Genomic DNA, 12,488 nt, shown 5'->3' with positions numbered 1-12,488 from the left:
CTTCGGCCGCGGGCCAATCAGGCCGTCGGTTCCTGGGCCATTTCGGCCAGCTTCAGGACCGTGTTCCAGTTGCGGGTGGTGGCGGTGATGCCCTTGAGGAGGGCAGGACGGGACAGCACCTCGGCCAGCCGGGAGCGGCCCAGGCCGTCCGGGGCGTACAGGTAGAGGGCGCGGTCGCCCAGGCGGAACTCCTCCGGGGCGTAGGCCTCCTGGTCGACGGCGGCGAAGCGGGCCGGGGTCACGGACGCCGAGAAGTAGGTGACGTGGAGTTGCTTCGGCTGCAGGTCGGCAGCCGGGAAGGGGCAGTCCTCGACGATCCGCCGGAGGTAGTCGGCCTCGCGGATCAGGCAGTGGACCTCGAAGCCGAAGTGTTTCCTGACGGCTTGTTCCAGGTCCTTCGTGAGGGTGGCTTCGTCCGCCTTCGAGTCGGTGGTGAAGGCCGCGTTTCCCGACTGCAGATAGGTCTTCACGTCCGTGTGGCCCAGGTCCGTCAGGACCGTGCGGAGTTCCGCCATGGGGACCTTCCTGGACGTGCCCACGTTGATTCCCCGCAGGAGGACGGCGTATCGGGTGATGGTCGTCATGGACGTCAGACTAGGGCCGGTCTCCCCCGTGGGACGGTGGTGCCCGCCCTGCCCGCGCCGTACTCCGGCGGCTGGGCCCGGCGGTTCTCCGGGCCTGTCCGGAAGTGGTGCGAGACTGGGGCCGACCAGGCGGTACGGCACCAGGAGACGAGGCACGGCATGGACGAGCAGCGGGCCCGGGAGGTGCTGCGCGGTGCGGGGTACGGGGCGGGCGCGTACCTCCTGACGCTGGGCGAGAACGCGGTGTTCGCCGCCGGTGGTCTCGTCGTCAAGATCGGGCGGGACGCGGAGCTGCTGGAGCGGGCACGGCGCGAGCTGGCCGTGTCCGAGTGGCTGGCGGACGCCGGGGTTCCGGCCGTACGGGCGGCGGAACCGGACGCGCGGCTGGTGCAGGGCCATCCGGTGACCGTGTGGCGTCGGCTTCCCACGGCCGTGCGCGCGGCGGAGCCCCGGGACCTGGCGCCGCTGCTGCGGCGGGTGCACGCCTTGGACGCGCCGCCGTTCGCACTGCCGCGCCGGGATCTCCTGGGCGGGATGGAGCGGTGGCTGCGGCTCGCGGGCGACGCTATCGACCCGGCGGACGCGGCGTACCTGCGGGAGCGGCGGGACGCCTTCGCCGCTGCGGCCGGGACCCTGGCTCCGCGCCTGAGGCCGGGCGCGGTCCACGGGGACGCACTGCCCCGGAACGTCCATGTCGGGCCGGACGGGCCGGTGCTGATGGACCTGGAGACCTTCTCCTTCGACCTGCGCGAACACGATCTGGTGGTGCTCGCGCTGGCGCGGGACCGGTACGGTCTGGACCCCGCGGCGTACGAGGCGTTCACCGCCTCGTACGGGTGGGACGTGCGGGAGTGGGAGGGGTGTGCGCTGCTGCGAGGGGCGCGGGAGACGGCGAGCTGTGCGTGGGTCGCTCAGCACGCGCCCGCCGACCCGCGGGCGCTGGCCGAGTTCCACCGCCGTGTCTCGTCGCTGCGGGACGGCGACCCGGAGATCCGCTGGTACGCCTTCTGACGCAGTGTCATGATGGGCCGATGCGCATACAGCTGAGCGATGTCGAGCTGGAGGTCCAGGACTGCGGCGACCGCGCGGCGCCCGTGGTGCTGCTGGTCCACGGATTCCCGGACACGCACGACTGCTGGCGCCACCAGGTGCCGGCTCTGAACGCGGCCGGCTACCGCACGATCGCCCCGGATCTGCGCGGCTTCGGCCGTTCCGGCCGGCCGGAGGGCACGGAGTCGTACGCCCCGGCCCGTTCCGTGGCCGATCTGCTGGAGCTGCTGGACCGGAGCGGTGTGGAGCGGGCGCATCTGGTCGGGCACGACTGGGGCTCGGCCGTCGTGCAGCAGCTCGCCATGACCGCGCCCGACCGGGTGGCCGGACTGTCACTGCTGTCCGTGGGCAACCTGGCCGCCCTGCGGGACGCCGGGTGGGAGCAGCGCAGACTGTCCTGGTACATGCTGCTGTTCCAGTACGCGGGCCTGGCAGAGGAGTGGCTGCTGCGGGACGGCGCCGCGCAGGCCCGGGAGTTCCTGGCCGAGCACCCGGACGCGGAGGAGGCAGTGGCCCGGCTGTCCGAGCCGGGGGCGCTGACCGCCGCCCTCGCCATCTACCGTGCGGGGCTGCCGCCCGAGGTGATGTTCGGCCCCGAACTGCCGCTGCCCCCGCTGCCGGGTCCGGTGCTGGGCCTGTGGAGCACCGGCGACCGGTTCCTCAGCGAGGCGTCGATGGCCGGGACGGGCAAGCATGTCGCCGGGTCCTGGCGGTACGAGCGGGTCGAGGGCGCCGGACACTGGCTCCAGCTCGACGCGCCGGAACAGGTCAACGGGCTGCTGCTGGACTTCCTCGCGGAGTGCTCGCAGATCTGAGCGCGCGCTCCTCGTGAAGGGGTGTCCGAGGCCCGGCGGCGGTTGCCCGTGGTCCGCCGGGCGTCGTTCCGCGCCCGGTCACCCCGCCACCGGCTCCGCCCCCGCCACGGCTTGCCGCTGCGGCTCGCGCAGCGGCCACAGCGGGTCGACGACCGCGTCCGGCGAGCCCTTGCGGCGCAGGAAACTCTGGAAGTCGGCCGCCCAGGCCGCGTACCACTCCACCTGCCGCGCGTGCAGCTCGGCCGGGGTGAGCGCGGCCACCGCGCCGTGCCGCTCGGCTATCGCACACGCCAGCAGGACCGCGGCCCGCGCGTCGGCGGTGGCCTCGTGGGCGCCGTCCAGCACGATGCCGTACTCGCCGCACACCGCTTCGAGGTTCCGCTTCCCGCGGCGGTAGCGGTCGACGGCCCGGTCGATCGTGTACGGGTCGACGACCGGCCCCGTCGCGGCGCCCCCCGGGCCCTCACCGGGGTCCCCGGCCGCTCCCAGTCGCTCCCCCAGCGACGGCAGGCCGTGCCGCCGCAGCTCGGCGGCCAGCAGGGTCAGGTCGAACGCGGCGTTGTACGCGACCACCGGAACGCCCCGCTTCCAGCAGCCGACGAGCGCGGACGCCACCTCGTCCGCGACCTCGCGGGCCGGGCGGCCCTCCGCGGCGGCGCGCTCGGTGCTGATGCCGTGGATGGCGGATGCCTGAGCGGGGATGAGGACGCCCGGATCCGCGAGCCACTCCCGGCGCGCCAGGATGTCCCCGCCCCGCATCTCGACGACCGCGGCGGTCACGATTCTCGCCTCCTGCGGCTCCGTGCCCGTCGTCTCCAGGTCGAAGCCGACCAGTGTCTCCCCGTGCCAGCCCATGCCGTTCCTCCTTCGCCACGCCGCCTTCCACGCGGCGCGCTCCCCCAGTGGGCCTTCACCCTTGCACGCGGCACTGACAACGCCACGGGCGCCCACCTCACGACACAGGGCGCGAATCCACCCAGACCGACTCGAACTCCTCGCGGTAGGTCTCGAACAGACCGTGCTCGGTGTCCGCTCCCGCGGTGACCACCGGCCGCCGCCCCCCGCCCCGCAGGACGAGCACGGGCGCCTCCATGCCCCGGGCCCGCCGCAGGTACGACTGGACGATGCCCACGCCGTCCGGGCCGTCCCCGTCCACCAGGTAGGCGGTGAAGCGGGGCGTCTCGTCGAACACCTGGATCTCGAAGGCGCCCGGGTCGCGGAGCCTGGAGCGGACCCGCCTCATGTGCAGGATGTTCATCTCCACGGACCGGCTCAGCTCGCCCTTCTTGATGCCCAGCTCCCGCTCGCGCCGCTTCACCGCACTGCTCGCCGGGTTGAGGAACAGCAGCCGTATCCGGCAGCCGGACTCCGCGAGCCGTACCAGCCTCCGCCCGGAGAAGTTCTGCACCAGCAGGTTCAGGCCTATGCCGATGGCGTCGAGCCGCCGCGCCCCGCCGAACAGGTCCTCGGCCGGGATCTGCCGCTGGAGCCGTACGCGGTCGGGGTGCACGGACACCACGTCCGCGTACCGGTCCCCCACCAGGTCCTCGACCGCGTCGACCGGCAGCCGCTGCGCCGAGGGCATCCCGGCCCCGCTGCCCAGGATCTCCAGCAGCCGCGCGGAGGCGCGCTCCGACTGGTCCAGGACCGTGCGCGACAGGGCCCGGTTACGGGAGACGACGTTCCGCGTGACCTCCAGTTCGTCGAGCACCAGCTCCACCTCGCGCCGCTCGTCCAGATACGGCTCGAAGCACGGCCAGTGCTGGACCATCAGCTCCCGCAGCTGCGGGAGCGTGAGGAAGCTGAGGACGTTATCGTCCGCCGGGTCCAGGAGGTAGCCCTTGCGGCGCGAGACCTCCCGTACCGCGACGGCCCGCTGCACCCACTCCTGGCCGGCGGGACCGGCAGCCGCCACCACCCAGTCGTCGCCGTGCATGGGCTCGTAGATGGGCCGCAGGACCGCCGCCACCACCGCCCGCAGCCGCTGTTCGACCAGATTCAGCCAGATGTAGGCACGGCCGGCCCGCTGGGCGCGGGTGCGGACCTCGCTCCAGTCGTCGGCGTCCCACTCCAGTTCCGCGCCGATCTCCAGCGGCCGGGCGAGTGACACCGCGCCGGGCGGGACGTCAGCGGGGCCGCCCGCGGCGTCCCCCTCCTGACCCGAGTCGCCGTGACCTGAGTCGCCTGGGGGCAGCTCCAGCCCTCCCGAGCTCACCCGCGCACCGCCTTCTGCTTCTTTCACGCACCGGCCTCCAACGATCAAGGAGAGTACTCCGGGAGGGCGAGCAAGTGCAGCCGGATGGACCGGCCGACTTTCCCAACCGCCCTTTCCGGGGCGGTCGTTCCGGATCTTGGGGGTGGTCGGAGTGAGCTGATTCATAGTGGTGAGCCGCCCGGTGAGGCCTGGCCGAGAGGGCCGGACGGGCCCTTCGGCGGGCGTCGCCGGAGCATCCGCCGTTCCGCGCTCCGAGGGAACCCGCGGAACGCGGGGTTGACCCGGGCAGCCGCCCGCGCCGGGACCGGGCGGAGGTCCCGCACGGGTCCGGGCAGACGACAGGTCACCCGGTAGCACCGTCCGGCGTGCTAGGTGACGGGCGGCCTTTGGTGGAGGATCAGCCGGAACCCTCGGATGACCCCATCGGATGACCCCAGTCGCCGGATCAGAAGTGGAAGAGTCTTATCTATGCAGGTCTGGCCGGGACAGGCGTATCCCCTCGGCGCCACCTACGACGGCGCCGGAACGAACTTCGCGGTCTTCTCGGAGGCCGCGCACCGCATCGAGCTGTGCCTGCTGCACGAGGACGGCTCCGAGACGGCCGTGGAGCTGCGCGAGACCGACGCGTTCGTCCGGCACGCGTACCTGCCCGGGGTGATGCCGGGCCAGCGGTACGGGTTCCGGGTGCACGGGCCGTACGCGCCGGAGCGCGGACTTCGCTGCAACTCCGCGAAGCTGCTGCTCGACCCGTACGCACGGGCCGTCGCGGGCACCATCGACTGGGACGAGGCGGTGTACGGGTACCACTTCGGCCGCCCGGACTCGCGCAACGACCTGGACTCGGCGCCGCACACGATGTCGTCGGTCGTGGTGAACCCGTACTTCGACTGGGGCGACGACCGGCCCCCGCGTACCGACTACCACCGGACCGTCATCTACGAGGCCCACGTGAAGGGCCTGACGATGACTCATCCGGCGCTGCCGAAGGATCTGCGCGGCACCTACGCGGGGCTCGCCCACCCGGCGATCATCGAGCACCTGACCGAGTTGGGGGTGACCGCGATCGAGCTGATGCCGGTCCACCAGTTCGTCCACGACAACCGGCTGGTGGACACCGGGCTCGCGAACTACTGGGGCTACAACACGATCGGCTACTTCGCCCCGCACAACGCCTACGCCTCCTGGGGCGACCGGGGCCAGCAGGTGCTGGAGTTCAAGTCCGCGGTGCGGGCCCTGCACAAGGCGGGCATCGAGGTGATCCTGGACGTGGTCTACAACCACACGGCGGAGGGCAGCCACCTGGGCCCGACGCTGTCCTTCCGGGGCCTGGACAACACCTCGTACTACCGGCTCGTGGAGAACACCCCCCGGTACTACATGGACACCACCGGCACCGGGAACTCACTGCTCATGCGGTCCCCGCACGTGCTCCAGCTGATCATGGACTCGCTGCGCTACTGGGTGACCGACATGCACGTCGACGGCTTCCGCTTCGACCTCGCGGCGACACTGGCCCGGCAGTTCCACGAGGTGGACCGGCTGTCCTCGTTCTTCGACCTGGTGCAGCAGGACCCGGTGGTCAGCCAGGTCAAACTGATCGCGGAGCCGTGGGACGTCGGTGAGGGCGGCTACCAGGTGGGCAACTTCCCCCCGCTGTGGACCGAGTGGAACGGCAAGTACCGGGACACCGTCCGCGACCTGTGGCGGGGCGAACCGAGGACCCTCGCGGAGTTCGCGTCCCGGCTGACCGGCTCGTCCGACCTCTACCAGGACGACGGGCGGCGCCCGCTGGCCTCCGTCAACTTCGTGACCTGCCACGACGGGTTCACACTGCGGGACCTGGTCTCGTACAACGAGAAGCACAACGACGCGAACGGCGAGAACAACCGGGACGGCGAGAGCCACAACCGCTCGTGGAACTGCGGGGTGGAGGGCGAGACGGACGACCGGGCCGTACGGGTCCTGCGGATGCGCCAGATGCGCAACTTCATCGCCACGCTGATGCTGTCCCAGGGCGTGCCGATGATCAGCCACGGCGACGAGTTCGGACGGACACAGCACGGCAACAACAACGTGTACTGCCAGGACAGTGAGCTGGCGTGGGTGCGCTGGCCGGGCGCGGAGCAGCCGGGACAGGAGGGGGACGCCGAGGACGGTGAGGCCCGGGCGCTGCTGGAGTTCACCCGGGCCATGGTGTGGCTGCGGCGGGACCACCCGGTGTTCCGGCGGCGCCGGTTCTTCCACGGACGGCCGGTGGAGGGCACCCACGACGACCTGTCGGACATCGCATGGTTCACCCCCGAGGGCCAGGAGATGACGGCCCGGGACTGGCAGGCGGCTTCCGCACGGGCGCTGTCGGTGTTCCTGAACGGGCACGCGATCTCGGAGCCCGGGCCGCGGGGGGAGCGCATCTCCGACGACTCGTTCCTGCTGATGTTCAACGCGAGCCCGGACAGCCTGGAGTTCGTGGTTCCGGTCAACCACGGCCGCCAGTGGCAGGTGGTCGTGGACACGGCGATGCCGGAGGTGGTGGCACCGGGGCAGGGCGACAAGGTGGCGGCCGGGGACCGGCTGGCGCTGGTGGGGCGCAGTCTGACCGTGCTGCGGCGCCCGGCCTGACACCTTCCCGCGACCGGGGGCGACGCCTCCCGGAAGGGCCCGTTCGGCGTAGCCGTCGCATGACGTGATGAGAGGACGACCCGCCCGGCGGGTACGGACATCGCATGACGTCGCCCCTCGCCACGTACCGGCTTCAGCTCCAGCCCGCGTTCCCGTTCGCCGCCGCTGCGCAGGCCGTGCCGTATCTGGCCTCCCTCGGGGTCACCCATCTGCACCTGTCACCGGTCCTGGAGTCCGTGCCCGGATCCACCCACGGATACGACGTCACCGACCACGGCCGGGTAAGGGAGGAGCTGGGCGGCGAGGCGGGGCTGCGGGCGCTCGCGGGGACCGCGCGGGCGCACGGGCTCGGCCTGGTCATCGACCTGGTGCCCAACCACATGGCGGCGGCGCTCCCGCACAACCGGGCGCTGTGGGAGCTGCTGCGGGACGGCCCGGAGTCCCGGTACGCGCGCTGGTTCGACATCGACTGGGAGGCGGGCGGCGGCAAGGTGCTGCTGCCGGTGCTGCCCGCCCGGCTCGGGGAGGTCTTCGACGAACTGCGGGTGGACGAGGAGGCGGGAGCCCTCCGGTACCGGACGCAGCTCTTCCCCCTGCGCGACGGCACGGCCCGGCTGCCGCTGCCGGAGCTGCTGGACGCGCAGTGGTACCGGCCCGTGTGGTGGCGGCTGGCTCGGACGGAGCTGAACTACCGGCGGTTCTTCACCGTCTCTGACCTGATCGGTGTGCGGGTCGAGGACCCCGAGGTGTTCGAAGCGACGCACGCGAAGATCCTGGAGCTGGTGAGGGACGGGGTCGTCGAGGGCCTGCGGATCGACCACCCGGACGGGTTGGCCGACCCGGAGGCGTATCTGCGCGCCCTGCGGACGGCGACGGGCGGGGCGTGCTGGACGGTGGTGGAGAAGATCCTGACCGGTGAGGAGCGGCTCCCGTCCGGCTGGGCGGTCGCGGGCACCACCGGGTACGACGCGCTGCGCCGTGTCGACGGGCTGTTCGTGGACGCGGACGGGGCCGAGGAGCTGGCGGCGCTGTACCGGGGTGCGGCGGGCGCGGCGGCGGACCGGGGCGGCGAGTGGGAGGCGACGGCGCGCCGGGCCGCGTACAAGGTGGTGACGCACGAGCTGGCGGCGGAGGTCGGCTTCCTGACCCGGGCGGCGGGACGGATCTGCGCTGCCTCCCCGGCACTGCGGGACCACGCGCCGTGGGCTCTGCGGGCGGCGGTCCGGGAGCTGCTGATCCGCGTGCCGGTGTACCGGCCGTACAGCTCCGGGGCGGAGGAGGTGCTGACGCCGGAGGCGGCGCTGGCGGCGAAGGGCACGTTCGCGGTGCCCGAGGAGTCGGCGGCGGTCGACGTCGTACGGGACCTGGCGCTGGGCCGGCTCGGTGACGGACCCGGGCAGCGGGCGTTCCGGGTGCGGTTCGCGCAGACGGCTTCGGCGCTGCGCGCCAAGTCGGTGGAGGACACGGCGTTCTACCGGTACGTGCCGCTGTTGTCCGCGAACGAGGTGGGCGGCGAGCCGGGGCGTCCGGCGGTGTCGCCCGAGGAGTTCCACGCGTACTGCGGGCGCGTCGCCCGGGACTGGCCGGGGACGGGGACGGTGCTGTCGACTCATGACACCAAGCGCAGTGCGGACGTGCGGGCCAGGGTGGCGGTGCTGTCGGAGTGCCCCGGCCGGTGGGCGAAACTGCTGGGCGACGTGGCGCGGGTGCCCGCGCCGGACGGTCAGCTCGGGTGGACGGCGTGGCAGACCGCCCTGGGTCTGGGCGCGCCCGACCGGGACCGGCTGGGCGGCGCGCTGCTGAAGGCGGCCCGGGAGGCGGGGCTGCGCACGAGCTGGACGGAGCAGGACGCGGCGTACGAGCGGGCGGTGGCGGAGTTCGTCGCGGCGGGCCCCACGGGGGCCCCGTACGCGGCCGTGGCGGACCTGGCGCGTGAACTGGCCCCGTACGTCCGGGCGAACGTGCTGGGCGCGGCGCTGCTGCATCTGACGATGCCGGGGGTGCCGGACCTGTACCAGGCGACGGAGGCGGTGTACGAGGCGCTGGTGGACCCGGACAACCGGGAGGCGTTCCGTGAGCCGGTGCCGGACGAGAAGACGGCGCTGACGCGGGGGGCGTTGAGGGTGCGGAGGCGGTGTCCGGAGGCGTTCGGCGAGTCGGGAGCCTATGTGCCGCTGGCGGCGGAGGGACCGGCGGCCGGGCACTGTGTGGCGTTCTGCCGTGGCGGCAGGGTCGTCACGGCGGTGACGCGGCTGGCGCTGCGGCTCGCGGAGGCGGGGGGCTGGGGGGACACGTCCCTCGTGCTGCCGGAGGGGCGGTGGGTGGACGCGCTGGACGAGACGCGCGGGTTCCAGGGCGGGGGGCAGGTGGGGCTGGCGGAGCTGTTCGAGCGGCGTCCGGTGGCTCTGCTGGTCCGTTCCACGCTGCCTTCATAGCCGCTGCGCGGCGGGCGGTTGCCTTCCGGACCGGGGGCGGGGAGCGGTCCCGCCGCAGGCGTCAGGGCTGGACGTTCCGGGCCGTCAGGCGGAACGCCATGCGGCCGAAGGAGATCAGGTCCCCGGGCTGGACCACCACCGTGCCCGTCACCCGCTGCCCGTTCACCGTCGTGCCGTTCGTCGAGTTGAGGTCCCGCAGCATCCAGAGCCCGCCCTGCAGGCTCAGTTCCGCGTGCAGCCGGGACACCGTCTCGTGGCTGAGCCGCAGGCCGTTCACCGGGTCGCGGCCTATGCGCAGGGGATACGGGCCCGGCTCCGGCAGGAGCAGTTTCGGCAGCCGCTCGGACTGCCAGGCGCGCCCGAGCCGTACGGTGAACGCGGACATCCGCTCGACCGCGCCGAACAGCCGCCTGGACCAGCCGCCCTGGGCCCGCAGGTCGTCGGTGAGCGCCGCGAGCTCGTCGGGGCGACGGGCGACCAGGGCGAGTTCCATGCGCCGGAGGAACGTGTCATGGGACAGCTTTCCCTTCGCGGCGCCCTCACGGAGTATCTCCAGCGCACGGTCCCGCTCGGCGTCCGACAGCCGGGCGGGATGCGTTGAGGACTCAAAAGACGACGTCACAGACGCGATTGTCGGTCTCGGGGCCCCGAGGTGTCCAGACGGGCGGCCTCCAGGTGCTGACCTGTGACGCGACGGGCGTCCCGGGGAAAGGATCGGCGGGCGGCCGATCGGCCGGGTCCCGTGCTTACCGATCCCGGTCTTGCCAGGATGGGGGCGCGGTACCGAAACGACGAGGGGATCGCCAGTGCTGTTCGAGGTGTGGGCGCCGAACGCGCGCGAGCGGGTGGAGCTGGAGCTGGAGGGTGCCCGGCACCCGATGGAGCGGGACCCGCGGCGCGACGGATGGTGGATGACCACGGTGGGCGCGCCCGCCGGGGAGCAGGGCGTCCCGGACGGGGCACGGTACGGGTTCGCGCTGGACGGCGGGCCCGTGCTGCCGGACCCGCGCTCGCGCCGCCAGCCCGACGGGCCGGACGGGCCGAGCGCGGTCGTGGACCACGCGGCGTACCGGTGGCGGCACGAGCCGCCCGGGCGCGGGCTGTGGCTGCCGGGGCTGAAGGGCGCGGTCCTGTACGAGCTGCATGTGGGGACGTACACGCCGGAGGGCACCCTGGAGGCGGCGGCGGGGCGGCTGGGCCACCTGGTGGAGCTGGGCGTGACGCATGTGCAGCTGATGCCGCTGTGCCCGTTCCCCGGGCGGCACGGCTGGGGGTACGAAGGGGTGTCCCTGTGGGCGGTGCACGAACCGTACGGCGGCCCGGAGGCACTCAAGCGTTTCGTCGACGTGGCGCACGGGCTGGGCCTGGGCGTGGTGCTGGACGTGGTGCACAACCACCTGGGGCCGTCCGGCAACCATCTCCCGGCCTTCGGACCGTACTTCACGGACACCCACCACACGCCGTGGGGCGCGGCGGTGAACCTGGACGCGCCGGGCTCGGACGAGGTGCGGGCCTATCTGCTGGGCAGCGCCCTGGCGTGGCTGCGGGACTACCGGATCGACGGGCTGCGGCTCGACGCGGTGCACGCGCTGGCGGACTCGCGGGCGCTGCCGTTCCTGGAGGAGCTGTCGGCGGCGGTGGACACGCTGTCGGCGGAGCAGGGCCGGGAGCTGTTCCTGATCGCGGAGTCCGACCTGTGCGACCCGCGGACGACGACCCCGCGCGAAGCGGGCGGCCTCGGGCTGCACGCACAGTGGAACGACGACTTCCACCACGCTCTGCACACCGCGCTGACCGGCGAATCGCAGGGCTACTACGGCGACTTCGCGGGGGCGCCGCTGGCCGCACTGGCGAAGACGACGAGCCAGGTGTTCTTCCACAACGGTACGTACTCGACGTTCCGGGGCCGTACCCACGGCCGCCCCGTGGACCTGGACACCACACCCGCACACCGCTTCCTCGGGTACTCCCAGACCCATGACCAGGTCGGCAACCGCGCCCAGGGCGACCGGCTGGCGGCGTCCCTGTCGCCGGGGCTGCTGGCCTGCGCGGCGACCCTGGTGCTGACCGGTCCGTTCACGCCGATGCTGTTCATGGGCGAGGAGTGGGGCGCGGGCACCCCGTGGCAGTTCTTCACGGACCACACGGACCCGGAGCTGGCGGACGCGGTACGGCAGGGCAGGAGGAGGGAGTTCGCGGCGCACGGCTGGCGGGAGGAGGAGGTGCCTGACCCGCAGGATCCGGCGACCCGGGACCGGTCGTGTCTGGACTGGCCCGAGCGGGAGCGGCAGCCGCACGCCCGGCTGCTGTCCTGGTACCGGCTGCTCATCGCGCTGCGGGCGGCTGAGCCGGACCTGACGGACCCGGACCTGACGGCGCCGCACATCGTGTACGACGAGGAGGCCCGCTGGTTCGCGTACCGGCGCGGGGACGTGCGGGTCGCGGTGAACCTGGGCGACCGCCCGGCCCGCATCACGCTGGGCGGCAACGGAGTGCGGGTGCTGGCCTCGTGGGAGCCGGTGTCGGTGCCGGACGGGGCGGGCGGCGAACTGGTCCTGCCTCCGGAGTCGGCGGCGGTGCTGGGGCGGGTGCCGTGACGGGGGCGGCGGCCGGACAGTCCGGTGCCCGGGGCGCAGGAAGCGGCCCGGCGGGCGCCATGACGGGGGCGGCCGGCCGAAGCGGGAGGCACCGCGACGGATGCCGCGGCGAAGGCGGTGGGAAGCCACCGGCCCCACGCCACGGCCGAAGCCGGGGACGGCGGCCGCCCGGC

9 protein-coding genes are annotated in these 12,488 nt (G+C 73.2%); 5 read left to right on the top strand and 4 right to left on the bottom strand.

What is annotated here, in order from left to right:
- Positions 1–17 precede the first annotated feature (17 nt).
- Positions 18–584, bottom strand: a complete 567-nt coding sequence (locus tag I3F58_RS18660; RefSeq protein ID WP_240109764.1) for a DUF1697 domain-containing protein — start codon at positions 582–584, stop codon at positions 18–20.
- A gap of 159 nt (positions 585–743) precedes the next feature.
- On the opposite strand from I3F58_RS18660, the gene I3F58_RS18655 reads away from it, so the two are divergent.
- Together I3F58_RS18655 and I3F58_RS18650 are read left to right on the top strand one after the other, a co-directional pair.
- Positions 744–1,595 (top strand): phosphotransferase enzyme family protein, encoded by an 852-nt coding sequence (locus I3F58_RS18655; RefSeq protein WP_240109763.1) that lies wholly within the window; start codon positions 744–746, stop codon positions 1,593–1,595.
- A 20-nt stretch (positions 1,596–1,615) separates the two neighbouring features.
- Positions 1,616–2,449, top strand: a complete 834-nt coding sequence (locus I3F58_RS18650; RefSeq protein ID WP_240109762.1) for an alpha/beta fold hydrolase — start codon at positions 1,616–1,618, stop codon at positions 2,447–2,449.
- 78 nt (positions 2,450–2,527) lie between these two features.
- Here I3F58_RS18650 and I3F58_RS18645 read toward each other — a convergent pair whose 3' ends face one another.
- A complete protein-coding gene (locus I3F58_RS18645) occupies positions 2,528–3,304 on the bottom strand; it encodes a 3'-5' exonuclease (protein WP_240109761.1) in 777 nt (258 codons plus the stop codon).
- 97 nt (positions 3,305–3,401) lie between these two features.
- On the bottom strand, positions 3,402–4,664 hold the full coding sequence (locus tag I3F58_RS18640) for an SAV2148 family HEPN domain-containing protein (protein ID WP_240109760.1): 1,263 nt from the start codon (positions 4,662–4,664) through the stop codon (positions 3,402–3,404).
- A 468-nt stretch (positions 4,665–5,132) separates the two neighbouring features.
- Here I3F58_RS18640 and glgX point away from each other — a divergent pair, with 468 nt between their 5' ends.
- Both glgX and treY read left to right on the top strand, forming a co-directional pair.
- The gene (gene glgX / locus I3F58_RS18635) at positions 5,133–7,283 is read left to right on the top strand and encodes a glycogen debranching protein GlgX (RefSeq protein ID WP_240109759.1); all 2,151 of its coding nucleotides are present in this window, start codon (positions 5,133–5,135) and stop codon (positions 7,281–7,283) included.
- Between the two features lie 104 nt (positions 7,284–7,387).
- Entirely contained in the window at positions 7,388–9,718 is a 2,331-nt protein-coding gene (gene treY / locus I3F58_RS18630; protein WP_240109758.1) for a malto-oligosyltrehalose synthase, read from the top strand.
- 61 nt (positions 9,719–9,779) lie between these two features.
- On the opposite strand, the gene I3F58_RS18625 is transcribed toward treY, so the two are convergent.
- A complete protein-coding gene (locus I3F58_RS18625) occupies positions 9,780–10,340 on the bottom strand; it encodes a DUF1707 and FHA domain-containing protein (RefSeq protein WP_240109757.1) in 561 nt (186 codons plus the stop codon).
- Positions 10,341–10,524: 184 nt separating this feature from the next.
- Between I3F58_RS18625 and treZ the strand changes: the two genes are divergently transcribed.
- Positions 10,525–12,315, top strand: coding sequence for a malto-oligosyltrehalose trehalohydrolase (gene treZ, locus I3F58_RS18620; RefSeq protein ID WP_240109756.1), 1,791 nt, complete (start codon positions 10,525–10,527; stop codon positions 12,313–12,315).
- Positions 12,316–12,488: the final 173 nt, after the last annotated feature.

Source organism: Streptomyces sp. MUM 203J, assembly GCF_022414595.1.
Classification (GTDB): Bacteria; Actinomycetota; Actinomycetes; order Streptomycetales; family Streptomycetaceae; genus Streptomyces.
Note: the sequence above shows the minus strand (reverse complement) of the source record. Positions and strands in the feature narration are given on the sequence as shown.

Excerpts from the sequence above, each read along its gene's own strand:
- I3F58_RS18660 (WP_240109764.1), bottom strand. The coding sequence starts at position 584 with ATGACGACCATCACCCGATACGCCGTCCTCCTGCGGGGAATCAACGTG.
- I3F58_RS18655 (WP_240109763.1), top strand. The coding sequence starts at position 744 with ATGGACGAGCAGCGGGCCCGGGAGGTGCTGCGCGGTGCGGGGTACGGG.
- I3F58_RS18650 (WP_240109762.1), top strand. The coding sequence starts at position 1,616 with ATGCGCATACAGCTGAGCGATGTCGAGCTGGAGGTCCAGGACTGCGGC.
- I3F58_RS18645 (WP_240109761.1), bottom strand. The coding sequence starts at position 3,304 with ATGGGCTGGCACGGGGAGACACTGGTCGGCTTCGACCTGGAGACGACG.
- glgX (WP_240109759.1), top strand. The coding sequence starts at position 5,133 with ATGCAGGTCTGGCCGGGACAGGCGTATCCCCTCGGCGCCACCTACGAC.
- treY (WP_240109758.1), top strand. The coding sequence starts at position 7,388 with ATGACGTCGCCCCTCGCCACGTACCGGCTTCAGCTCCAGCCCGCGTTC.